Origin of the sequence: Mucilaginibacter sp. UYCu711, from assembly GCF_050433825.1 — a bacterium.
GTDB lineage: Bacteria > Bacteroidota > Bacteroidia > Sphingobacteriales > Sphingobacteriaceae > Mucilaginibacter.
Genome location: NZ_JBNPWM010000005.1, coordinates 212,138 through 236,004, shown reverse-complemented (window position 1 = coordinate 236,004; position 23,867 = coordinate 212,138). Strand labels below are relative to the sequence as shown.

The following is a 23,867-nucleotide window of genomic DNA, read 5'->3' as shown; positions in this document are numbered from 1 at the left end:
TTTTATAGGCGTAAAATTATTATGGTTGCCGGTGTGACAGAATGATGACAGTTAGGCAAAAAAATGATTGGCGTCACTTTTGAACAGGGGGCTCCTTGTCGTCTGGCTTCTCTTCATCATCTTCTATAAGCATACGCATAGAGGGGGTAAACAGGTCATCATTTTGCCCGTTACCTTGTGCCCAAAAAAAAGCGCCTAAAAAGCCAAGCGCAAGTATAACGCTGCACCCTATCAGGAAGTAAAGTATATTCATATCAATTGTCGTTTTTTTGCGGCGAAACGCGTTGCCAGGCTGGTAAATGAAATAATGGTAGCGGTGCTTAACGGCATTAATATAGCGGCCATTAATGCCGATAAATTACCTGTTACAGCATAACTTAAGCCAACCAGGTTGTAGGTTAAGGATATAAAAAAGGAGAAGTGAATAATGGCGATGGTATCCTTAGCAAAACTTAAAAACACCGGCAGTTTATCAAACGATTTCCCGTCAAGTATAGCATCGCTGCCGGGCGAAAAGTTGTTTACATTATCTGTAACCGCAATACCCAGATCGCTTTGCTTTAAAGCTCCCGAATCATTAAGCCCGTCACCTATCATCATTACCTTGCTGCCGTTTTTTTGCAGCGCCTGTACAAAGTCTAACTTGCTTTGTGGCGACCGGTTAAAGAACATGCTGTTTGATTTGGGGAAAAATTTTTGTAGCTCTCCCCGTTCATGATCCTGATCACCGGAAAGCAAGTATTTATCATAACTGCCTGCTAACGCTGCTATATTTTTCATACCATCGCGGTAGCTGAGCGAGAATGTAAAATAGCCCATATACTTATTATCGATAGCAATATGAACCATGGTATGAGCAGGGAAATTATCGCTGCACCCCAATATAAAATCGGCACTGCCTGCTACTATAAAGTGTCCGTCAATATGGCCTTGCACCCCTTTGCCTGCAACCTCTTTATATCCGCTTACAGCAAGCTTATCCATATTACCCAGATAGCGGCAAATTATCCGGCTTAATGGGTGACTTGAATTACCACAAAGACTATAAACCAGTTGTTTTTGTTCATCTGTTAAAATTGCTTCTAATTGTATGTTGTTAGCCGTACCTGTAGTTATGGTACCGGTTTTATCCATAACAATGGTATCAATTGCTGCTAATTGTTCAACAACTGCTACATTTTTTAAATAAAAATGATTGCGATCAAAAATGCTTAGCGCTGCCGACATGGTAAAAGGTGTGCTTAATGCCAGTGCACAAGGGCAAGCCACAATTAATATGGCTGTAAATGCGGCAAACCCGCGCCTTACATCTGTGGGTATCCAAAAAACAAGCGTGGCAAAAGCTATTGATAGTAACACTATGGTAAAGTACTTGCTTACTTTCTCATTAAAAGTTTGCATGCGTTTATCCTGTTTGCGGGTAAATGCTTCATTATTCCACAATTGGGTAAGATAGCTTTGCGATACAGGTTTAACTACTTCCAGTTCAATAGCCTCGCCGGTTTGGCGGCCGCCTGCATAAATGATCTCGCCCAGGGTTTTATTTATCGGGATGGCTTCGCCAGTTACGAAGCTAAAATCAACTAAGGCATCTCCTTTTAATAATATGGCATCCGCGGGGATGATCTCGTTGTTACGGATCACCATCCGGTTACCTATACCCAACTGCCCAAGTGGCACGGGTTTTTCTATCCCGTTTTCAATAATATGCACCGCTACAGGGAAAAACGACCGGTAATCGCGTTCGAACGAGATATGGTGGTAGGTTTTTTTCTGAACGAATTTACCAACCAGTAAGAAAAACACCAACCCGCAAAGTGTATCGGCAAAGCCTGCGCCGGTATGGGTAACAATCTCTAAAACCGTACGGGCAAATAAAACGGCAATACCAAGCGCCAGCGGGAAGTCAATACTTAATACCCGGTTCTTTAAATTTTGCCAGGCCGAAACAAAATACCCGGTGCCGCTATATAGCACTATAGGTAACGAAAATAAAATATTTATCCAGCCAAAAAAGTGTTTAAATGTTTGTTCGAAACCCGATAAACCAAAATATTCGGGAAAGCTTAACAGCATAACGTTACCGAAGCAAAAACCGGCTACAGCTATTTTTGATACAAGATTATCCTTGTCGTCGGTGTTTTGTTTTTTAATAACATCCTGCAGGCTTATCAGCGGCTCATAGCCTATGTTGTCCAAAAGCTCAACCAATTGTTGCAGGTTTATTTTTTCGTGATCATAACGTACGTTAAGTTGTTTTTTTAGGAAATCAACCCGGCAATAGTGGATAGCAGGATTGATCTTATTTAGTTTCTCCAACAACCATAAACAAGAGCTGCAATGGATCTGCGGGATGTAAAAGGTTACAATTGAAATACGGGCGTCTTGGTAATCTATTAGTTCGGCGGCAATTATTGGGTCGCTTAAATAACCAAAGCGCTTATTGGTTTGTTTACGGGTTGCGCCGGGATGTTCATTATAGCTGTAGTAGTTGCAAAGGTCGTCGGCCGATAATATTTCATAAACACTTTTGCACCCATGGCAGCAAAAATGTTTGTCGTCAACAACATATTCTATGGTTGTACAAGCATCACCGCAATGGTAGCAGGTTGTTTTTTCAAGAACAGAACTTTTTATCATTGGAAATTATTTTATCCAAAACTGCCCCGATATTTGGAATTAAAGAATGATGAATGGCGATGAAAAATGTGATGTTCGTCAATTTTACATTAGTTAACCGCCCTCATTTTTAAATGGAAAGCAACACTTAACTTATCATTAGTTTTTATCATACCGCCCAGTTTCCGTGGCGGAATGAGGTTAAAATCAGAAAAATTAACATCCCGCGATCCCAAAAGGTGAATGTTTTTTTGTGCATCTATTGATACCTGGTAATTTACCTGAAACCGTTTAGTCGCTCCCGCAAGTTCAATATCTACCAAACCGGTTATTATTGCAGGCTTGGCTGTTAGTTCGGGGAAATCGCTTAATGATAAAAACCTGATATGTAGGCGCGGGAACTCTTTTTCTCTTAATGTTTTTCGCAGATCATGCGTCATGATTGAATTATGGCAATCAAAACTTTGTACTTTAAGCCTGATGTCGCCTGATAACATAATTTCTTTACTTCCTCTGGTCAGCGTTAAGGTATCTGTCTGGTCGTAAGCAGGGATATCACAGGCAAACTTATTGATGTTTGTTGTGCCGTTTACAGACAAGCTGCTACTTTCACTGATGAGCCACTTTTTTGTTTCAACCGGCTTTACAAAAGCCGTTATCAAAACAAGTATCGTCCCTAAAATATTCCTATAAAGCATGGCTATCAGGCAATTAGGGATTAAGTTTTGCAAATACCATCCCAGCTACGGTGGCCTGTATCAGCCCATAAAAAAACCAACTTGATACCATCGCGACCGTAATGTCCAGGGCGCTGAATGAGATCCACATCACCGGTAACAGGGCGATCACTGAATACACCAGCCCAAACTCTATCCCGCGTAAAATAAATGTACCTTTAAACAAGGTTTTAAACCTGTCCCAAAACCATGATAGCGCGAAACTGAAGATGAATGCATGCAGGTAAAAAAGCACATCGCGGCTACCATCCGAATTAAAAAGCGGGTTAAAATATTCTGTAAACAGCCACGGAAAATACTTTACTGCCAGGTATAAACCGCCATAGCTAACCACAAATAGTATGCAGCCGGTAATAAAACCCGAAACAATTATTTTTTTCATATCACTCTTGATTTTAAAAGAGATTAAAAACAAGGCCCCTCGCTTCGCAGTCAAGGGGCCTTATCCCAATAGTCACTTTGGATATTAAAATGATATAGCAGCCTGCAGCACTAAACCGCTAAACTTGCCACCATTTAGGATGTTGGTAGCGTCATAATCTTTGTATTGTTGGCTAACCCATTCGCCTTTCATCATAATGTTTTTAGTTAAAAACCAGCCTGCTGACGCTGCAGAACGGTTAACAGTTACATCAGTAGTGTTGCCTACAATTGTTGCAGATACCGTGTTGTAACGATAGCCAACCCAAAAGTTTTCGGTTTCGGCAGGGAATCTGTAGATGATATCACCGGCATATTGTTTTGCACCGCGGCTTGAAGTTTCGGTAATTGTCCTGCCTTTTGCACTTTCTATTGTTCCAAATAATTCAAGGCCTCTGTATTTCAAAAACAAGTTGCCCATAAAACTATGGTTCTCCTGGCTAAAGCCGGGGTTAAAACGTCCTGAGAAAGCATTATAGTCAACCGCCTGGGTAAGTGTTGAACCCGCGGCGGTAGTAGGGTTTGACATTACGTTATAATAGTTAGAGCCGGTACGGTCGCCACCAAATAAGGTGTTACTATTAGCGCTGCTTATAGAGTATACTGAGCCTGTTACTCTTAACCTGAAATCAGGAGTAAGTTGTTTGTCGAAACCTAATTTACCAATATATGCAGGTGGAAATTTATTTGGTTGCCCGGTTTTTGCATCAATTTTGGTTGGCGCAATTGTAACTGCATTCAGCTCACCATCTGTAATAGCACCCATAGCAAAAAGGCCGGTTTTTTCGCATTTGTAATAAGCATGGAAACCAATTTCGGTAGCAAACTCATCCATAATGTAGTTTTCAACAAAAGGATTGTAGATGGTGTTACCACCGTCTGATCTCCTGAAGTGTGAATCGCCATAATCAACATCAGATTGCCCGATAACAAAGGTCACATTCTCCATTATTTTATCAACTAGCGGGCTTTTCAGGAACGGCATTTTATCTATCTGCAAGTAACCACCTTTTACCCAACTATCTTCGTGGTGCCTTGCTGAAAGGTAGGTAGTAAGGTTTAAACGGATACCATCTGCTAACTGGATATCAAAAGCCATGTTAGCCATTGGCAAGTTAAAGCCATTATAGATCGGCGTAATAGCATTTACGTTCCCGGTTGACGTACCTACGGTTTTTGTTACCGGTGTAGCCGTGTTTGAAGCTTTTAGTGTTTGATAAGCAAGTGTAAAGCCACCGCCTATTTTAACTTTTAAGCCGGTAAACTTTACCGAATCTTTTTTACTGGTTTCAAACACGTTTATGCCTTGTTTATTATTAGGGCGATAGTATTGAATTTGTCCCTCCTGTGCATTTGCTGTTAAAGGAACCACACCCATCACGCCGAGGGCCAATGAGCTTATCAGAGTAAAAATTTTAGTTTTCATGATATTATTTATTTAAGGATTTTGGTTAATGGTTGATTATTTTTTGTAGGTAAGATTAAACTGAATAGTAAGGTCATTTTTTACTTTCATTGCTCCCAGCATAAAACTTGGCGGGTCAATTTTATAATCGGTTAGTTTAAGGGCTTCAGATCCGGTACAGGTGATGGTGTTATCAGTATTGGTAACCGCATAAATTGTCATCACAATAGTTTGCGTTACGCCGGCTATGCTAAGTTCGCCTGTTGCCTTGATCGTATATTTACCTTTCTGGGCAGGGGTTACAGTTGCTGAGCCAAGCTTATAAGTAACTTTTGGATATTGATCGGCCTTCATAGTTTTATAGGTCCGGTTATCCATAGATTCATGCTCACTTTTAAGGCTCTTTGCATTTAATGATAAAGTGAATGAAGAAAGGCCGCGAAGCTGGTCGTCGCCATCAACTTTAAACTCGCCCTGGCTTTCAATCGCTGCGGATGTTAATGCCCAATCATGCACATTTGATTTGCCTAATACTTTAATGCTTGCATCTTTGCCGGGCGTTAATCTGTACATAGTTTGTGCAGTTGCTTTTTGAAAGATCCCGCCAATTATAACCGCTGCGATTATCATGGTAGCTGCTACTATTTTTCTGTTTAAATGTTTCATTTTATTTGGTGTTTGATTATGACCAAAAGTACCCCGCCTAACCTGGGTGGCGAATGACGTGAAGGGCTTATTAAAGTGATGCATATCACTTTTTAAGTGAAGCATTTACAAGGTTTTATAGTAAATCGTTAATAAAAAATGCCCGTGACCAATTTGGCCACAGGCACACTATCAACACACACTTCTATCACAATATTGGCACACTGCCACGTTCGTATGAGCTTGGAAAAATCAACATGGGTTTGGCAAATTTATTGGCCAGTTTTTTTGTAACACTTGGCTCGAATATCTTCTGTATCAAATTACGTTTATGGTGTACTAAAACTAAAAGATCAATGTCGTCATGCTCTGCCAGCCATTGCAAGCCGGCAGTAATACTTTTGTTTTTCACAGACCTGTATTGAATTTTTGGATATTGGCTTACCCCTATTTCCTGACATAGAAAACGCCTGGTTATATAATCTTCTGTTACTTTAGCAAGTTTTACCATGCCAACGTGGGTAACCAAAACTTCCGAATCAAAATATTTGGTGATATGATACAAGCTATGCAAAACATCAGTGCCTTTGTGTGCCAAATCAGTAGCAAAAACTATCTTGTTAAACCCGTTAAATGATAATTGATACGGTAAAACTAAAACGGGGCAGTTGGCATTTTCAATGATCTCGTTAGCATGGTTCCCGTTTAAAAAAGCCATAAAATCGTCGCTGCTGTGGGTTGCAATAACTGCAAACAATATTTGCCTGCTGGCCACTATATAGTTAATAGCTGCGGTTAAGGGCCCGGCCATACTGCAAAAATCCACAACCGGCTTAAATTCGTCGTTGCAAGTTTTATCTAATTGCTTGTTTAAACGGTTGGCCAGTTCGGCCAGGTCATTTAAACTATCCTGTTCAAAAGTTTCGCTTTCATTACCATTCCAAAAAGTATGGGTTGATGCAGTAACGATGGCTGGCTGCGGGTACACATTACACAATAATAAATTTGCCTGTATTTTCTGTGCCAGTTTTAAGGCATAATGCGCTGCATGATCTGCCTTAATTGAAAAATCTGTTAGTACCAGTATAGTTTTCATGATCTTAATTATTAAAGGTTTATACTTTTTCAAATCGGTTATAAAAAGCCTCCTCCAAAGTCCCGCGATGATCCGGGTGCGCTATTTCAATTAATGATTGGGCACGTTGTTTAAGGCTTTTACCAAACAGGTTAACCAGTCCATATTCGGTAACTACCCAGTGTACATGGCCGCGGGTTGTTACCACGCCGGCTCCTTCTTTTAAAAAAGGCACAATGCGGCTTATCCCCTTATTGGTTTGCGAAGGCAACGCTATAATCGGCTTCCCGCCTTCAGACAATGAGGCACCATGGATAAAATCCATCTGCCCGCCGATGCCTGAATACTGGAAAGTACCTATCGAGTCTGAACAAATTTGGCCGGTTAAATCAATTTCGATAGCGCTGTTAATAGCCGCTACCCTGGGGTTTTGCCTTATTATACTGGTGTCGTTAACATAACTTATGTCCATCACCCGCACGCCCGGATTATCATTCACAAAATCATACAACTTGCGGGTTCCGGTGATAAATGAGGTTACAGAGCGGCCCGTATTTAATTTCTTTAGGCTGTTGTTAATAATGCCGCGTTCTATAAGTGGTATCACGCCGTCTGATAACATTTCGGTATGCAAGCCAAGGTTTTTATGAGTTGTTAGGTTTTTAAGCACCTGGTCTGGTATGCTACCGATGCCTAATTGCAGTGTTGCGCCATCTTCCACTAATGAAGCCACATTAAAGCCAATTTTTTCAACCGCATCGCTTACTTCGGCCGAATAGTCTACTTCCGGCAATTCGGCTTTGTGCCAAACCATGGCATCTAATTTTTCTATGTGGACATATCCGTCGCCATGCGTGCGCGGCATTAAAGGATTAACTTGTGCTATTACATATTTTGCCATTTCAACTGCTGCTCTTGCAACATCAACGGATGTCCCTAACGAGCAAAAGCCATGGGCATCGGGAGGCGAAACTTGTATCAAGGCAACATCTATTGTTAAAATATTTTTTCGGAAAAGCTGCGGTATCTGGCTTAAAAAAATGGGGACGTAATCGCCGTCTTCGCTATTGGCCACGGCCCGGGTAGCTGCCGATACAAAAAGCGAATTAAAAAAGAACGACTTGCGGTATTCTGGTTTGTCGAAATTTACATCACCCAGGGTGGTAATACTTACCAGTTCGATATTATAAAGCTCGTGGCATCTTTGCTGCATTGCTTTAACCAGGTGTGAAGGAGTTGCCGCCCCGCCATGTATAAAAACCCGGTTGCCTGGTTGTATATAATTTACCGCTTCGTCGGCACTTGTGTAATTTATGTCGATCATAATTTATATTTTAATGGTAATGGCTTTTTGTTTGTGAATACGGCCTGGCAATTTTTTTTTGAATTAATTATTTTTTCAAGAAATAAGAAAACAAGCCTTTTAACTAATAAAATATAATTTGTAATAGATTTTATAGCTGTGTCTAACTCGTTAAATTTTTCCAGCAAATCCAATCCAAACACTTTTTTTGAATGATTAACTATCGGCCCCATCAATTCCAAAAATCCAGAGATTTTAGCTTCTGCACTTTGTACTTTTGTTCCTTCGTGTTCGACAATTTTTTTAAATTGAATGATCTTGGTTAAATCAACACCCTCAACACCTGTTTGGTATTTATTGAGCATGTTTTTCATAAACCTTATTTCGTCTTTTACAAATTCTATATCGGTTTTCCAGTGGCTGCTTATCATGTACATTTCCTGTAATTCGCAATCAAGTTGAGTGTTGTCTATCAATAGTTCCATGTGCTTAAAATTTGATAGTGTAAAACTGGGTAATAAACCCTGCCCGTTAAATGATAGTAATGCGCGTGAAAAATGATCCGCGTCATTAAATCTGTAGTAATAAATAATTTGAAATGTGACCATCGTCAATTTTCGTAGTTTTTAAAGGTTGTACTTTTGGGCACATAAATTATTACTATGAGCCATACATTTCATATCCCCGTATTAGGATTAGGTTACTCTATTGATACGCCCTTAAAAGTTGGCCGGTACGGCATTTCATCTGCGATCTCTATTGTTGATGATGAGTTGGTTGAGCGTATAAGAGAGTATCATACCAAACAAAATGATATGGAATACATTGCCATTCCAAAAGCGGCTGATAACGCCCGGGCAATACGTATTACAGCCTATTTAAATCTGATTGAGCTTTTGGTTAACCAACAAATTACCGAGCTTAAAAAACTGCCTTTTGTGGAAGGTAATGATCTGTGCAGGTATTTTGAATTGCTGCCGGATGATTCTCAATTAAAACAAGGTTATGAGTTGATGATGGAGTATCCGGATGGCGAGCGTAAAACAATATTCCAAAACATATTGCGCCGTAATATTAAGGCTGGATCTATCGATGTTAACATAATGGCTAAGGTAGATAAGATGAATTTTAACGCCGACGGTGAATATTTAGGCGACGAAAACACAGATGCCCTTGCCGCCTTACGCGGTTTTGCCGAAAGCGATCTTAAATCGTCGGTAGTATTATCGGCCGGAATGAACCCGCGTTTATACAGTTACCTTGAAAATTTTGATTGCTTTTTGCCCGACAGGGAAGGCAGATTTAGCAAGAAAATAATTTTAAAGGTGAGTGATTTTCGATCGGCCTTGATACAAGCTAAGTTTTTAGCTAAAAAGGGGCTATGGGTGTCAGAGTTTCGGGTAGAATCCGGTTTAAATTGCGGAGGCCATGCCTTTGCAACCGAAGGTTATTTATTAGGCCCTATACTGGAAGAGTTTAAGCAAAAAAGAGAAGTAATGGTCGATGAGCTTTTCGAGCTTTATAAGCCCGCTGCGTCACAAAAGGGACCCGGATTATTAACTCCGCCCACTCAGCGCATAAGCGTGCAGGGCGGCATAGGTACTGCCGAGGAAAATAATTTCATGATGGATTATTACCAGCTTGATGGAACCGGCTGGGGAAGCCCTTTTTTATTAGTTCCCGAAGTAACTAATGTTGATGACCAAACTTTAACCCAATTAACCAACGCCACCGAAGATGATTTTTATTTAAGCGGTGCGTCCCCATTAGGCATATTGTTTAATAATTTTAAGCAAAGCAGTGCCGAAACTCAACGATTAGAACGCCTTGAAAAAAACAGGCCCGGCAGCCCTTGCACAAAAAAATATTTATGTACTAACACCGAATTTACTGAGCAGCCCATTTGTACAGCCTCAAGAGAATATCAAAACCTAAAAATAAAGCAAATACAGGCTTTGGCTTTACCAAAGGAGGAATATGACGAACAACTTAATACCATAACCGAAAAAATATGCCTGTGCGAGGGCTTATGCTCATCAACTTACATTAAGTACGATATGGTAAAACGCAAAGAAAACAAGGCAGTTGCCATATGCCCCGGCCCTAACCTGGCCTATTTTACCCGTTCTTACTCGCTCGAGGAAATGGCAATGCACATTTATGGCAAAATAGATCTGTTAAAAACGGTGCAGCGCCCAAACATGTTTGTCAAAGAAATAGATCTTTATATAGACTATTTGAAAACAGATATCCAAAACCATATTAAAGACCTTACCGAAAAGAAAAAACGGAGCCTGCATAAATTTAAATCGCAATTGCAGGAAGGACTAAATTACTACAAAGGCTTGTTTGAGCAATTGCCATGGCAGGCAACAGCTAATGTGGAAGATTTATTCTTAGCTTTAACTACGTCTGAAAACAAACTCAATACGATAGTTATAGCCGATTAACTTTAAATGGTAAAAAAAACAAAACTGCCGGTCAGGTTAAAGAATATTTTTAAAACGCTTGGCCCTGGTTTGGTTACCGGAGCCAGCGATGACGACCCTTCGGGCATTGCTACCTATTCGCAAGCAGGCGCGCAGTTTGGACTGGCAACACTTTGGACGGCATTAATTACCTTCCCTTTAATGGCTGCCATGCAGGAAATGTGCGCACGCATTGGCTTGGTTACACAAAAAGGCTTAACCAGTACAATTAAAGATCATTACCCTAAATGGGTTTTATGGGTAATGGTAGGCGTTTCCTTTCCGGCAATTACCCTAAATATTGGTGCCGATATTGCTGGTATGGGTGCCGCGGCTAATCTATTAGTGCCGGCTATACCGGCATTTGCTTTTAGCATACTGTTTACAATCGCTATTTTATTAGCTGTTATTTTTTATTCGTACCGTAAACTGGCGGCAATACTTAAATGGACCTGCATTGTTCTATTGGTTTATATACTGGTACCATTTTCTACTACAATAAACTGGCTGGCCGTAATTAAGGCTGCAGTGGTGCCAACTATACAGTTTAACAAAGCTTATGTTGCCATACTGGTTGGTATACTGGGCACTACCATATCGCCTTATTTGTTTTTTTGGCAAACAACAATGGAAGCTGAAGACATTAAACAAAATTCCAAAACACTGATAATTAATAAGAAAATTATTCGTGATATGCGAAAAGATGTTGATGTTGGCATGCTATTTTCAAATCTTGTAATGTTCTTTATTATATTAACCTGTGGAAGTGTTTTATATACTCACGGGCAACGAGACATTAACACTGTAGAACAAGCGGCAACAGCATTAAAACCAATTGCCGGTAATCTGGCTTACTTATTATTTTCAGTTGGGATAATAGGTACCGGTTTCCTGGCTATCCCGGTTTTAAGCGGTTCTCTCTCATATATGTTTGCCGAGGCTTTTAACTGGGACGAAGGACTGGATAAAAAGTTTTTTGAGGCGAGGCCATTTTATAGCGTTGTCATCATTTCGCTGATAGTAGGTCTATCGCTAAATTTTATAGGGATAAGCCCCATACAGGGGCTTATTTATTCAGCAGTGCTATATGGTTTAACGTCGCCAATAATCATCTTTATAGTTTTGCATATCAGTAACAATAAAACAATAATGGGTACAAACACCAATAGCTTAACGGCAAACATATTAGGTGGGTTATCATTTTTATTAATGATAGTTGCTGCTGTAACGCTTGTATATATGCAATTCAAATAGTTCAATTAGTGTTGCCAAAACATTTCCTCAATGTCATATCGTATTTCGGCTGGAAGAGATTTATCTATAATATGAACACTAACCAGGTTACCCCCTGTTATTCTCACACACTTCATGATGTTAGTGCTGTTTTTTTCAAAATAACAGGTATGCTTTTTTTGAACTGCCTTTAGGTAAGCTATCGCAAACTCCAGGCCGGTCATAAATCAATTATTTGTTTCAGGAAACACCAACAGCGGGATAGTAATATGACCAGCCATTTTTTTTGTGTAGCTTGTGTTTAATAGGCTATCCAAAAAACTATGTTTATGATGCAACATCACCAGCAAATCAACCTGTCCATGCTCGCATAACCAATCAAGTCCGCTTTCAGGTCCCCGGCTTTTTATCAGCCTGTAATAAATGTTGGGGTAATCGGCTTTGTTAGACAGATCAGTCAACACATTATCCAGCCATTTTTTAAATGCGGCAGACTGGTGGGTTTCGTCAACTACATGGGTGAGCAAGATCTCTGCGTTTAGTTGTTTAGCAAAGGGTAGTAGTTTATATATGGTTAACAAATCATTTTCAGGGTGTTTAAAATCGGTAGCGTAAGCTATTTTTTTTAATGGCTTAACAACAGCCTTAAAAGGCACTAATAATAGTGGCGTTTTTGACTCGTCAATCATCTTCCGGCTATGATTTCCAAGCATAATTGTGCTTAACCCAGTGTTTCCATGGGTGCCCATAATTATTAAATCAACAGTATGATTATCAACAATGTCATCAATTACATCATTTAAAGCGGCCATTTCATTAACCAGACTTATTACAGGTGTATAACCCGAGTGATATTTACTTTCCAGGTCGGTCTTTAGTTCCTTCAACTGATCAGCGCTTGCTTTAATTATTGTGTCATATTCTTCCATAGGCCATACAATTACACCGGCCTGTGGCATTTCGGCCGGTACAGTAAACGCATTACAAAGCATTACATTAGCTTTTATTTGTTTAGCCAAGGCATATCCATACTCTGCAGCGTGTGTGGCATTTCCAGAAAAATCGGTAGAGATAAGCAGCTTTTTCATGATGTTGACATTTTGTTTTTACGAAGTAAAAGTCGCTATCCAATCTTGTCAAAATAATGACTACAGTCACGTTACCACATGATCTTAATTTCCTTGTAAGCAAGGAGGTCATCTAAATTTGTGATTTCAATGAAAGTGATGATTAATTTTTTAAAGTTTTTGCCATTAAGGAAACAATATAACAACGCTATTACTGGAGAGCTAAGCAAAGTCACATCGAGTGCTAAAAATAAACATCGACCCATATCAGCATTGCCTCCCGCGCTTAAGAATTATCTGGAACACTGTGGTTACAGTGATGCCGATGCATACGAATATTGCTTTGTAAAATGGAAATCAGCCCATTTAAAAATGGCACCCGGTAAAGGTTGGACAAGGATATCTTGCGATCAGGTAAATTTTATCGATCATCCTGCAAGAGTTGTTTACATGAAAGCAAAGCTATGGGGATTATTCTCATTTGATGCAATAGATAAATTTCAAAATGGGAAAGGTCGCCTGATAGTCAAACTGCTAAAATATTTCACCATCACCAACGCTAAAGGGCCGAAAATGGATGCGGCAGAATTAGTAACCATTTTGGCCGAAGCAATGTTAATACCGGCATATTTTTTTCAGCCTTACATTACCTGGACCGAAATTAACACCTTCACTGTAAAAGGAACCATCAAATATGAAAATATAGAGGCTAGCGGCATTTTTTATTTTAACGATCACTACGAGCTTTTACGGTTTGAAACTAATGACCGGTATTACACCCATAACAAAAAATTGGAGCATTATAAGTGGACGGCTTACGCGTGGAATTATAAAACCGGTGGCAATTACAAATATGCTTCAAATTTTATGGCAACGTGGAATTTACCAACGGGTGAGTATACTTATTTTAAGGGTAGGCTGGATAAGTTAATTTATTCTTAACATTCATCGAAAGCTATACACATTAACAATTCATATATTCTTATATGAAAAGTATTTAGTAAAAAGACCCAAGCCATTTTCTCATAACACGCTCAAATTGAACATCCCCTTCCATTTTAAACCGATATTTTAACCTTCCGGCCATAAGTATACCGGCCTTCTTTACCGTTCCAGTGACCAAAATCATAAACAACAAATAATTCATTATTCTTTGAGGTTTCTTCAACACACATATAGTGCGTAGTATCAATCCCTGTGGTAAGCCGGGTTACGTGGCTCCAGGTATCGCCATGATCAAGGCTAAAGGCAAGGTAATTGCCGTTCCACGGATGTGTTGGGATTGTCCAGCATAGCTTTGCTGAAATGCGTACACCAAAAGCGGCAACCAGTATGCCACTGCGTGTTTCTATCAGGTCGGGGTCTACAACTGCACCGATCAATTCTGGCGAATCCGGGGTAACCAGCACACCTTTGCGTTTAACGTCTTTGAACATAGCCGCCCAATCGCTGGTTTTATAAACATCAAGATTAGCGTATACTAGTGGTTTAGCTTTTGTCCAGGTTTTGCCGCCATCGTCAGAATGATTGCTGTATAGTTCATACCCGGTACGCATCTGGCAAATTAAGCGACCTGCTTTTGGCCCTTTTGAAACGCGTGCAATAACCGGTTCGCCGAAACCTTCCGTACCTACTTTTTTATCAACGGCTACGGTCGACACAAAATTCCAATGTTTGCCTTTGTTTTTTGATTTAAACAGCATTACCCTGCTTTTTTTCATTTTTGGCTGATAAGGGCAGGGCTCATCATCGCCTTTCTGAAAACCATAAATAGTAGTAAGAAGATCGCCGTTAGGCAATTCCAAAATACGGCGGTGCAAGCGCATAGCTATGTGCGGGCGTCCGCCGTCGTCTGCTGAACCATAAAACTCGGCATTAGGGATATCAAAGGTAATATCAAACGGTCCTTGCAGCGTTTTATATTCATCAGTAGATGTATACATTAAACCGGCACCGGTATCGGGTTTATCTCCTGGGGTAACATAGGTTTCAAGCGCGATGATTGTACCATCTTTTAATTGGGTAATACCACCTTCAATATCCACCCCGTTATCTCCTTCTTTTAAAGGAAAATCATTCCATGTTTCTCCCCCATCGCGCGATACCACTGTTGACATAGCAAACGGATAAAAGATCCTTGCTTGCGGTAATGGCTTGTTGTGATTTTGCGACTGAACGATTAATGTTCCTTTGCGGGTGCATAACATTGATGGTTGTAAGCCGTCATTTAAAACCATTACCTCCTTACTAAAATCAAGCTTTATCCGGCGGTCGGCCAATACGGTTTGGGGTACGTTATTTGGTAATACAGGCCCCTGGTAATTAAACGGAGGGGCGGCAAAGCCTTTCATCCGCATTAATGGAATGCCAGCAAGCAATAGTGACGAGTTTTGCAGGAACTTTCTGCGTGATGTATTATTATGATTATTCATAGTGTTTCTTTTTAAAATGTTTTTATTTTCCTTTTAAACTGGCCGGCGTAAGCTCATTTAATAAATGCCGGCCATTGTGCATTCTTTCAATATTCTGCATAAAAATATCCCATACCCTTTCCAAAAATTTCGGACTTAAACTTGAGCCTGATATATGAGGGGTTAATATCACGTTAGGCATCTTCCATAAAGGGTGATCTGCCGGCATTGGGTAATAATAATGCGTATCTAAGGCCGCACCGGCTATCCAATTTTTTTCCAGAGCTTTTATAAGCGCCTGCTCTTCTATGAGCGGGCCACGTGCAGGATTAAGTAAATAAGCGGTTGATTTTAGCATTTTCAGCTCCGCCTCGCCTATTATGCCAGCATTGGTATCTGTTTGCGGCATGGCTATGATGAGGAAATCCAGTCCTTTCAAAAAAGCTTCTTTTTCTTCCATTAAGAAAACTTTATCGGGCAGTACCCCTTCCGGGTCGCCGGTGCCGGCTACGTTATATATATCTTCGCGGGGTTTTACACCGCTACGGCTTAAAACATGCACTTGCATACCCAACGCTTTTACCAGCCGGGCAGTTTCGCGCCCAATGCCGCCATAGCCCCAAATACCTACTACGCCGCCCCTGATCTCATGCTGGAAACGTGCCGACCGATCCCAAATAGCCGCATCCTGGTTATGCATCACGCCACGCATATCGCGCGCCAGGTTTATCATCATCGCCATATTCCACTCGCCGATAGGCACATCAAAAACGCCAAGTGCATTGCAGGCTTTGACATGCCGTTCATCAAAGCCCTTCCCTATTAACTGCGTATACCCTGCTGAACTGATCTGGATAAACTTTAACTGCGCCATATCCCGGTGGTTTTCGGGTGGGAAGGTGCAAAAAAGTGCATCGCAATCTGCTATCAGTTCTTTTGATAGCGGCCTTACGCGTTCCTCCGGCGAGTCTGTTAATTTTACATTTATCCCTGGCATATCCCTTAACTTTTTTAAAGCTGGGGCATAAACGGGCATATCAATTAAAATATTCATGAGGGCTAAATCAGGTAGTTAAAATTTTACCAGGCACGCTGTTAAATTCTCCCGAACCGCGCTGAAATGGATAGCGTTTAATGGTAGCCTCGGTAAGTTCAATGCCTAAGCCGGGTTTTTCGGGTGGCAGAGCATAACCATCTTTCATTTGCAGGCTATCGCCTATCACCTCGCTGTGTAAAGGACCATAAGCCGGGGCTACTTCCAATATAATGGTATTTGGGCTTGCAAAACCACAATGGATATTTTGCATTTGCGATGCACCTGCACCCCAGGCATGCGGTGCTATTTTACGACCACGCTGATGCAGGCTGGCCGCTACTTTCATAAACTCATTTAAGCCGGCTGTGAAAGAAGCATCGGGCTGGCCAATGTTGAAGCTATCCTGTTCAAGGAACGTTTGCCACTCGCAAAAGGCGGTTAGGCACTCTCCGCCGGCAATTGGGGTAGTAGTGTTTTTGCATAATTCGCTGTATAAATCCGGGCGGGTATAATGCAACGGTTCTTCTAAAAAGAAGAGTTTGTACGGCTCCATCGCTTTGGCTACAGCCATCGCGGTATCAAGTCCCCAGGTAGTGGTTGAACTGTTGCCCATGTGCGCGTCCATCATTAACCACAAATCATCACTAAACTGCTCACGGATATAAGCCATCTTCGCCGATTCAAGATCAGCAGCTTCATGTGGATCGGAAGGGATATGGAAACCTTTATCTTTGTAATAAGCGCCCGCTCCTATTTTTGCGCCCTTAAAACCAAGCGAGTTATAAAATGCTATTTTGCCTGCCAGTTTATTTAACGGATAATTGCTGGGTCCGCCGGTGGCATAGCAGGGTAGTTTGTCGTGGTAACTGCCTTTGGTAGCTGATAAGCCAAAATCGGCCCGCCATTTTTCCTGTAGTAGTTTCCATACAGGTATATTTTCCTGTTTGCCTTTTAAATCCCACAGCGCCGCTTCTATACCGCAAAGTACGATAGCGCCTAAACCAACTCTGCACCAAAAGTTACCGCAATTGTACATTTTTGCCCACAGGCCGGGGATATCATCAACGTTATTACCTAACAGGATGGGTTTAAAAAACTCGACTATCTCCGGCACCATCTCGGGGCAGAAATAGCCTGCATAGGTTTCGCCAATGCCAATCAGCCCGCTGTCAGTTTTTATCTGTATAAAGGCCGCGCTTCGCAATTTTCGCGCTTCAGAAAGATAGGGGTCTAAAGTGCAGGGGCCTGTAAGTAAAATGGTTTTAACATCGGTGATCTTCATCTTATTGATTTACCCTTAAAATGGCTGGTTAATACGGGGTCAAACCAAAGTTAAAGTAATGCGTACCCCTTAAGTAATACTTTCATTTATATTGATAGTATTTTCTTTTATTTATCCAAGTCATCAATTAATGGCCTATTAATTTCAGTGCCTGCTATTAATTTTCAATATCGCATAAGCAGCGGCGGCGCGCATATCAGCACCTTCGTCGCTGGCCGGGTCGTATATCCCTGCGCTATCCTTATCTTTCATTAAATCTATCAATAATGGCAAATGTATTTTTGTACCTTTTTCGGCCAGGGCCTGTGCTATTTCCGTGCGTTCGCCTACAGTAAAGCTATGTACATCTTTGGTCAGCAATTCATCAACTTGTGCCAGTTTTTTACTATCGGCTTTTGCCGGTGCTGTAACCAGGGCAGTAGTTAAAAGAGCTACATATAACTCGTCTGTTTTATGTGCTGCAAGTGCCGCGGCAGTTATTTTATCCCATTGTTGTGTGCTTAGCTCCTGTTCTTTACGTAAAACATAAGCGCTAATCCGCCTGATGATAGCATTTGTATCGGTTAATACTCTATGCAAAAGCTCTTCGCGGTTAACTTTCATCCTTATTTCCGAACCATAAGAACTGGCCCAAACGGCATAAGTTTGTAAATTTCTATCATCTGATACTAAAGTTTTTGAAGTTACCTCCGGGAATAAATTGGCAACAGGTTGCTGTAGTTTAGCCAATGCTTCTGTAGCATGGGTCCGGTCGGGGCCGTTCAAATCTTTATAGGCATCATACATTTTGTTGAGCCACATTTTCTTGCGTTCCGGGTCATGCTCAGCTTGTACTAATATTCGCCATATCACTACCCTGTATTTGGGTTCGGTTCCATGTAGTTTTTCTTCTTTTAAAAATTCTTTTAAAGCTACATCCGCGTGGCCTGTCCATATCAGATATTCGGCCGCGTGCGCCTTTATAAATTTCTGGCGATTCGCTATTATTAATTTCAGTTCGGCCAGGGCTTGTTTTTGAGGCGTAGTTGGAGTAGGGTTTTGCATGGATAATATATTAATTGCACTAAGCATACCTATTAAAAGATGTAACATCATGTTATTTAAATGTTATGTTATTTCAAATGTATCTTTTGACGGGACAAGTTGATGCTACTTTATTTTACAATACTGATACTATTTCATCTACCGTTAATGTATTTTATATTAACGTGCTGTATATAAGCTTAAACTCACTTTTTGGCGCTTCGCACACAGGGCATGAGTAAGCATTAAGTAATTCAAAATCAATACCTTTCTTAATACCATTTACAGCATCACCGTATTGCTTGTCATAGCGGGTAAGGCAGTTGCTGCACTGGTAAACAGACAGATTATCTGGTAGCGCAATGGTTTCTTCTGACAAAACTAAAGTATCCGATAAGTGCGGGTCAGCCTGCTGGCTATAAAACTCTTTACATAAAGCAATTAGTTTTTTACTTAAAAACCGGGGCTTTATTTTTTGGGCGTAGATTACTTCGTCTCTTGAGTTTGGGTTAAAATCCCGTGTGTGCAATATATCATAGTCGCCGGGCTTGTTTTTTCGCAGTATAACAGCGCCCTGCAAACCCGTTTTGGGTTGCGTTTTAATGGCAAAGCTAAGCTGGTGAGTCCGCAAATCCGCTTCTTCAAATTGCCGCACCAACTGTTTTTTTAGTTCAAGACCTTCGCTGCACATGTCTTCAATTTGCCAATTTAACTCGTTCGCAGCATGGCGCACATTGAGGTGATACTTGCTTAATATTAGTCCCCACTGGTTTCTGTCTGCCTGTTCAATGCCTTTTATAATAATAGTTTTCCAGGGGGTGGTATAAATTTGTCCAATTCTGCTTTTCAGGCATAGTAAACACACATCTTTTAAAAATCCAATCAGAAAAAGTTCATTACGACGATAAATACCCAACCAGTATTTATTGCTATATCTATTAAAACCCTCGTAGTAAGGTAGCTGAAAATCAGGCAATTTTAGCGGTTCAATTACCGGCCTAAAGGCAACGCTTATTTTTTTAAGCAGGGTTTTATAAAACAGTTCCTCATCTATATCGACCCGATTGTAAAACAGATCTTTTTTTTGCAGGATAATATCTTCGGCTGCTTTGGTTAAAGTGGGTATATCTTCTGAATATACCAATGAAGGTAAACAAAACAATCTATCCGTTTTTGGGAACCTGATATAAGTAAACCAATAGTTGTTAACGTTAGATGCAATGAAGTTTATATTGCCACTAAAAAACGGCACAAAGGTTTGGTGATCATCAACCAGGTTCACCTTTAATTTAGGCTGATGCTCAAACCTGTCGAAAATATCCTTGTATACACCCTCGCGCAGCCAGCCCTCATGATGATTAAATATAGTATCAGCTACGTAGGAACTTATGATATTGGGATAGACCTCGTCATCTATCTCATAGCTGATCTCGGCTTTCAGCATATCCAGTTCCATATCTTCCAGCTTATCTGCCTTAACCGTAAAATAAAGTTGTTGCCGGTTTCCAAAACGGACATCGGTTGCGCCGGCATTTTCGGCAATCAATAACATCTCATACAAATCGCCAGCCGATATAAAGCCCCCAGGTAAGTTTATTTTGATGAGGTGACCCATATTAAACCGCTTTAACTAATAACATATCTTCAAGAGCCTCATCCAGTAACCGTTTAACCTCGGGCCTGCATGAACCACAACCTGCACCGGCTCCTGTTCCGGCACAAACGTCCTTTAGCGTATGGCAACCTTCATCAATTTTTTTGCGGATATTTTCGCTGCCCACGTTATTACAACTGCAAACCAGTTTACCCAATACCGGATCGGCTTTATTGCCGCTACGGAGCAATTGCAGCCGCTTTTCGCTCAGCTCTGTTTTATTGGCTATCAAGTCTCTAAATTCAAGAAACTCACTCTTATCGCCAATTAAAATGGCTCCTACCAGCCTATCCTGGTGGATGATACATTTTTTATAATAGCGCTTGGCTTTATCCGTAAATATCACTTCTTCGTAATTAATATCATCCGGACACTCTGGCAAGCCTATACTGCACAGGTCAAATCCATGGATCTTAATAATATTCATAAATAAGCTACCTTTATAATAACTGGCAACATCACCATTCATATAGCCTGCAACCACCTGTGCCTGTTGCTCGGCAGCTGCAGTGATGCCATATAGCGTTCCGTTAAACTCGGCTATTTCGCCTATGGCATAAACATCAGGGTCGCTGGTTTGCAGGCGTTCATTTACGATAACACCACGACGACACTCTAACCCACATTCTTTAGCAAGTTCAAAATTTGGCGTTGTACCAATTGCCAGTATCATGGCATCGCAATTGATCTTGCGGCCGCTTTTTAAGCCTATTCCAGTTAGTTTTGAGCGACCGTAAAATAACTGGATCTCATCATCATAATAAATATCACAGCCCTGGTCGGCCATTTCTTCATGCAGTAACTGGCTGCCTAATGCGTCCAACTGTCGGTTTAAAAACCGCGAAGTACGCTGTATAATGGTTATTTTTATACCGATCTCTCTCAACGACGCGGCCATCTCTAACCCCAACAAACCACCACCAACAATAACCACATGGCCGCCCGGTGGCACATGTTTTTTAAAACTATCGGCATCGTTACGGTTGCGCATAGTAAAAATACCAGGGAGCGAGGGCACGTTCCGGGGGACCGCCGCCCTGCTGCCCGTGGCAATCAACAACACGTCGTATGGGGTTTTTATTCCCCTGGAGTCTAATACATATTTATTGGCGCGGTCTATCCGCTCAATGCTTACCCCGCGCAAAAGGTTAATGTTGTATTCGGGCTCTTCCTCGTCCTTCATTTTTACCAGTTGCTCCCATTGCTGTTCGCCGCTTATATAATCGGGCAGCATAACCCTGTTGTAGAACGGGTAATTTTCTTTACTGAAGATGGTGATCTGATCATCCTTGTTTAATTCCCGATATGACTTTACAAATCCATGTGATCCTGCCCCTGCCCCAATAACTATAATGCGCTGAAAAGGCTTTTTAAACTTAGCCACGTTTACCGCGCAAAATTTAAAATCGGGTTCTTTTGATATGGGGTCAACCTTATCGCTTGTTAAGTTATTGGCACGGTTTAGATCATTGCCTAATATCTTGCCCCAATGCATTGGCAAAAACACAACGCCTTGTTTTATTTGGGCTGATATTTTAGCTTTAACCTGTACCACGCCGCGTTTTGACGTTATAACCGTAATATCACCTTCGCTGATATTTAACTGTTCAGCGTCATCGGGATGTATCTCCAGGAATGATTGCGGGTAATGCTGATTTAGCTTGTTTACCTTACCAGTTTTGCTCATTGTATGCCACTGATCGCGGATACGACCGGTTGTTAAAATAAAAGGGAAATCTGCATCGGGCAATTCACTGGTTAGTGTATCAGCCACCGGATGGATAATAGCCTTTTGCGATTTGGTATAAAATTTCTTGTCGGTAAATAACCGCGGCGTGCCCTTGGGTGGGCTCTTCTTTTTATATGGCCATTGAACGGTTTTTCGCTCTTTTAGTATCTCATAACTTAAGCCGCTTATATCGATATTGGTTTTTGCGGTAAGGCGTGCATGTTCTGCATAAATAGCGGCTGAATTTTCAAAGTCGAAACCTTTATAACCCATTTTTCTTGCAAAGCGACAAATGATCTCCGCATCAGGCAGTGCTTCGCCGGGTGCATCAATTACTTTATTCAGATAACTTATTCGGCGCTCGGAGTTGGTCATGGTACCTTCCTTTTCGGCCCAGGCAGCGGCGGGAAATATAACATCAGCAAAATCCAAACTTTCTGATTTATTAGTAATTTCTTGCACCACTACAAATTTGGCCTTTTTTAAAGCCTCTTCAACCAAACGCGCATTAGGCATGCTGGCTATAGGGTTGGTACACATTATCCAGATTGCTTTTAAGCGTCCATCTTTCAGCGCATCAAACATCTCTGTTGCTGATAGGCCTGGATTAGGATTAATAGGTGCACCGCCCCAAAACTTCTCTACCTCTTCACGGTGCAGTGCGTTGCCCAGATCGCGGTGAGCGGGAAGTAAATTGGATAAGCCACCAACCTCTCGTCCACCCATAGCATTAGGCTGCCCGGTTAATGACATTGGCCCCGAACCCGGTTTACCAATATGCCCTGTTATCAGGTTAAGGTTGATCAGACTCAGATTTTTATTTACACCGATAGCGCTTTGATTAAGGCCCATCGTCCACATAGCGATGTAGCCTTTTGCTTCACCTATATACTGTGCTGCCAAACGGATATCAGCCTCGCTAACCCCGCATATTAATGCCGATTCGCTCACCGTCCGTTCAAAAACCAGTTTACTATAGACCTCAAAGCCTTCGGCATGGTTGGTAATAAAATCAAGATCTATATCTCCGTTTTCTATTAGTACGCGGCCTATGGCATGGTTTAATGTAATATCTGTACCGGGATTTAATTGCAGGTGTAAGTCCGCAATGCTGCAGGTATCGGTGACCCTGGGGTCAACAACAATTATTTTAACGTGCGGATTGGCCGCTTTATGCGCTTCTACCCGTCGCCATAAAATTGGATGGCACCAGGCTGGGTTAGCACCTGTTACATAAAAGCAATCAGCCAGTTCAATATCATCATAGCATACCGGTACGCTGTCCTCGCCCAGGGCCAGTTTATATGCTGCTACTGCGCTGCTCATGCATAACCGCGAGTTAGTGTCGATATTATTACTGCCGATAAAGCCTTTAATGAGTTTATTAACTACATAATATTCCTCGGTTAAACATTGCCCGGAGGCATAAAAGGCTACCGAATCGGGACCATATTTTTCTATAAGTGTTTTAAAAACAGCTGCGGTACGGTCAAGCGCTTCGTCCCAGCTAACGCGTTGGATTGGCATGCTTTTACTGTAGCGCATTTGCGGGTATAGTAACCTGTCGCTTTTGTCATTAACCGTGTGGTGCAGGTTTATGCCTTTGCTGCAAAGCGCGCCTTTGTTTACAGGGTGATCTTTATCGCCCTCTAAACTAACCGAACCATTTTTTTCTTTATTTAAAAGCACACCACAGCCAACCCCGCAATAACAGCAGGTGGTACTTAGTTGGTTTGTGGTGTGCCTTGATTTTTGCATAA

At 41.3% G+C, this 23,867-nt stretch carries 19 protein-coding genes; 3 read left to right on the top strand and 16 right to left on the bottom strand.

Translation table 11 applies throughout. The features are described 5' to 3' along the window. Nucleotides 1-73 precede the first annotated feature (73 nt). From ccoS to ABIB50_RS12515, 9 genes are all read right to left on the bottom strand, one after another. Nucleotides 74-253: a cbb3-type cytochrome oxidase assembly protein CcoS gene (gene ccoS, locus ABIB50_RS12555; RefSeq protein WP_429380076.1), complete on the bottom strand. Its 180-nt coding sequence runs from the start codon at nt 251-253 to the stop codon at nt 74-76. Next, the gene (locus ABIB50_RS12550; protein ID WP_429380075.1) at nt 250-2,640 is read right to left on the bottom strand and encodes a heavy metal translocating P-type ATPase; all 2,391 of its coding nucleotides are present in this window, start codon (nt 2,638-2,640) and stop codon (nt 250-252) included. The genes ccoS and ABIB50_RS12550 overlap by 4 nt, the downstream gene beginning before the upstream one ends. A gap of 89 nt (nt 2,641-2,729) precedes the next feature. Then, nucleotides 2,730-3,317 (bottom strand): YceI family protein, encoded by a 588-nt coding sequence (locus ABIB50_RS12545; protein WP_429380074.1) that lies wholly within the window; start codon nt 3,315-3,317, stop codon nt 2,730-2,732. A 13-nt stretch (nt 3,318-3,330) separates the two neighbouring features. Continuing rightward, the gene (locus tag ABIB50_RS12540) at nt 3,331-3,738 is read right to left on the bottom strand and encodes a hypothetical protein (RefSeq protein ID WP_429380073.1); all 408 of its coding nucleotides are present in this window, start codon (nt 3,736-3,738) and stop codon (nt 3,331-3,333) included. Nucleotides 3,739-3,822: 84 nt separating this feature from the next. Continuing rightward, complete coding sequence (locus ABIB50_RS12535; protein WP_429380072.1) at nt 3,823-5,202, bottom strand: hypothetical protein; 1,380 nt, start codon at nt 5,200-5,202, stop codon at nt 3,823-3,825. A gap of 36 nt (nt 5,203-5,238) precedes the next feature. Further along, nucleotides 5,239-5,952 carry a YceI family protein gene (locus tag ABIB50_RS12530; protein WP_429380071.1) on the bottom strand — a complete coding sequence of 238 codons (714 nt, stop codon included), beginning with the start codon at nt 5,950-5,952 and terminating at the stop codon, nt 5,239-5,241. Between the two features lie 82 nt (nt 5,953-6,034). Beyond that, on the bottom strand, nt 6,035-6,922 hold the full coding sequence (locus tag ABIB50_RS12525) for a universal stress protein (protein WP_429380070.1): 888 nt from the start codon (nt 6,920-6,922) through the stop codon (nt 6,035-6,037). Nucleotides 6,923-6,941: 19 nt separating this feature from the next. Next, on the bottom strand, nt 6,942-8,225 hold the full coding sequence (locus tag ABIB50_RS12520) for an acetyl-CoA hydrolase/transferase family protein (RefSeq protein ID WP_429380069.1): 1,284 nt from the start codon (nt 8,223-8,225) through the stop codon (nt 6,942-6,944). After that, nucleotides 8,222-8,689, bottom strand: a complete 468-nt coding sequence (locus tag ABIB50_RS12515; RefSeq protein WP_429380068.1) for a hypothetical protein — start codon at nt 8,687-8,689, stop codon at nt 8,222-8,224. Before ABIB50_RS12515 ends, ABIB50_RS12520 begins: the two co-directional genes overlap by 4 nt. Before the next feature lie 177 nt (nt 8,690-8,866). On the opposite strand from ABIB50_RS12515, the gene ABIB50_RS12510 reads away from it, so the two are divergent. Both ABIB50_RS12510 and ABIB50_RS12505 read left to right on the top strand, forming a co-directional pair. Beyond that, nucleotides 8,867-10,654: a hypothetical protein gene (locus ABIB50_RS12510; RefSeq protein ID WP_429380067.1), complete on the top strand. Its 1,788-nt coding sequence runs from the start codon at nt 8,867-8,869 to the stop codon at nt 10,652-10,654. 6 nt (nt 10,655-10,660) lie between these two features. Continuing rightward, on the top strand, nt 10,661-11,926 hold the full coding sequence (locus tag ABIB50_RS12505) for an Nramp family divalent metal transporter (RefSeq protein WP_429380066.1): 1,266 nt from the start codon (nt 10,661-10,663) through the stop codon (nt 11,924-11,926). 206 nt (nt 11,927-12,132) lie between these two features. Here the strand turns inward: ABIB50_RS12505 and ABIB50_RS12500 are convergent, their stop codons facing one another. Continuing rightward, nucleotides 12,133-12,993, bottom strand: a complete 861-nt coding sequence (locus tag ABIB50_RS12500; RefSeq protein WP_429380065.1) for a universal stress protein — start codon at nt 12,991-12,993, stop codon at nt 12,133-12,135. 129 nt (nt 12,994-13,122) lie between these two features. On the opposite strand from ABIB50_RS12500, the gene ABIB50_RS12495 reads away from it, so the two are divergent. After that, nucleotides 13,123-13,914, top strand: coding sequence for a DUF6544 family protein (locus ABIB50_RS12495; RefSeq protein WP_429380064.1), 792 nt, complete (start codon nt 13,123-13,125; stop codon nt 13,912-13,914). A 116-nt stretch (nt 13,915-14,030) separates the two neighbouring features. Here the strand turns inward: ABIB50_RS12495 and ABIB50_RS12490 are convergent, their stop codons facing one another. From ABIB50_RS12490 to ABIB50_RS12465, 6 genes are all read right to left on the bottom strand, one after another. Beyond that, nucleotides 14,031-15,404, bottom strand: a complete 1,374-nt coding sequence (locus ABIB50_RS12490) for a sialidase family protein (protein ID WP_429380063.1) — start codon at nt 15,402-15,404, stop codon at nt 14,031-14,033. 22 nt (nt 15,405-15,426) lie between these two features. Beyond that, entirely contained in the window at nt 15,427-16,437 is a 1,011-nt protein-coding gene (locus ABIB50_RS12485; RefSeq protein WP_429380062.1) for a D-2-hydroxyacid dehydrogenase, read from the bottom strand. A 10-nt stretch (nt 16,438-16,447) separates the two neighbouring features. Next, nucleotides 16,448-17,701, bottom strand: coding sequence for a mandelate racemase/muconate lactonizing enzyme family protein (locus tag ABIB50_RS12480; protein ID WP_429380061.1), 1,254 nt, complete (start codon nt 17,699-17,701; stop codon nt 16,448-16,450). 144 nt (nt 17,702-17,845) lie between these two features. Then, the gene (locus ABIB50_RS12475; RefSeq protein WP_429380060.1) at nt 17,846-18,796 is read right to left on the bottom strand and encodes a hypothetical protein; all 951 of its coding nucleotides are present in this window, start codon (nt 18,794-18,796) and stop codon (nt 17,846-17,848) included. A 103-nt stretch (nt 18,797-18,899) separates the two neighbouring features. Beyond that, entirely contained in the window at nt 18,900-20,339 is a 1,440-nt protein-coding gene (locus tag ABIB50_RS12470; RefSeq protein WP_429380059.1) for a rubredoxin, read from the bottom strand. Nucleotide 20,340: 1 nt separating this feature from the next. Further along, nucleotides 20,341-23,865, bottom strand: coding sequence for a molybdopterin-dependent oxidoreductase (locus tag ABIB50_RS12465; protein ID WP_429380058.1), 3,525 nt, complete (start codon nt 23,863-23,865; stop codon nt 20,341-20,343). Nucleotides 23,866-23,867: the final 2 nt, after the last annotated feature.

Bases quoted from the DNA above. Each gene is read 5' to 3' on its own strand.
- ccoS (WP_429380076.1), bottom strand. From the start codon at position 253: ATGAATATACTTTACTTCCTGATAGGGTGCAGCGTTATACTTGCGCTT.
- ABIB50_RS12550 (WP_429380075.1), bottom strand. From the start codon at position 2,640: ATGATAAAAAGTTCTGTTCTTGAAAAAACAACCTGCTACCATTGCGGT.
- ABIB50_RS12545 (WP_429380074.1), bottom strand. From the start codon at position 3,317: ATGCTTTATAGGAATATTTTAGGGACGATACTTGTTTTGATAACGGCT.
- ABIB50_RS12540 (WP_429380073.1), bottom strand. From the start codon at position 3,738: ATGAAAAAAATAATTGTTTCGGGTTTTATTACCGGCTGCATACTATTT.
- ABIB50_RS12535 (WP_429380072.1), bottom strand. From the start codon at position 5,202: ATGAAAACTAAAATTTTTACTCTGATAAGCTCATTGGCCCTCGGCGTG.
- ABIB50_RS12530 (WP_429380071.1), bottom strand. From the start codon at position 5,952: ATGCTTCACTTAAAAAGTGATATGCATCACTTTAATAAGCCCTTCACG.
- ABIB50_RS12525 (WP_429380070.1), bottom strand. From the start codon at position 6,922: ATGAAAACTATACTGGTACTAACAGATTTTTCAATTAAGGCAGATCAT.
- ABIB50_RS12520 (WP_429380069.1), bottom strand. From the start codon at position 8,225: ATGATCGACATAAATTACACAAGTGCCGACGAAGCGGTAAATTATATA.
- ABIB50_RS12515 (WP_429380068.1), bottom strand. From the start codon at position 8,689: ATGGAACTATTGATAGACAACACTCAACTTGATTGCGAATTACAGGAA.
- ABIB50_RS12510 (WP_429380067.1), top strand. From the start codon at position 8,867: ATGAGCCATACATTTCATATCCCCGTATTAGGATTAGGTTACTCTATT.
- ABIB50_RS12505 (WP_429380066.1), top strand. From the start codon at position 10,661: ATGGTAAAAAAAACAAAACTGCCGGTCAGGTTAAAGAATATTTTTAAA.
- ABIB50_RS12500 (WP_429380065.1), bottom strand. From the start codon at position 12,993: ATGAAAAAGCTGCTTATCTCTACCGATTTTTCTGGAAATGCCACACAC.
- ABIB50_RS12495 (WP_429380064.1), top strand. From the start codon at position 13,123: ATGAAAGTGATGATTAATTTTTTAAAGTTTTTGCCATTAAGGAAACAA.
- ABIB50_RS12490 (WP_429380063.1), bottom strand. From the start codon at position 15,404: ATGAATAATCATAATAATACATCACGCAGAAAGTTCCTGCAAAACTCG.
- ABIB50_RS12485 (WP_429380062.1), bottom strand. From the start codon at position 16,437: ATGAATATTTTAATTGATATGCCCGTTTATGCCCCAGCTTTAAAAAAG.
- ABIB50_RS12480 (WP_429380061.1), bottom strand. From the start codon at position 17,701: ATGAAGATCACCGATGTTAAAACCATTTTACTTACAGGCCCCTGCACT.
- ABIB50_RS12475 (WP_429380060.1), bottom strand. From the start codon at position 18,796: ATGATGTTACATCTTTTAATAGGTATGCTTAGTGCAATTAATATATTA.
- ABIB50_RS12470 (WP_429380059.1), bottom strand. From the start codon at position 20,339: ATGGGTCACCTCATCAAAATAAACTTACCTGGGGGCTTTATATCGGCT.
- ABIB50_RS12465 (WP_429380058.1), bottom strand. From the start codon at position 23,865: ATGCAAAAATCAAGGCACACCACAAACCAACTAAGTACCACCTGCTGT.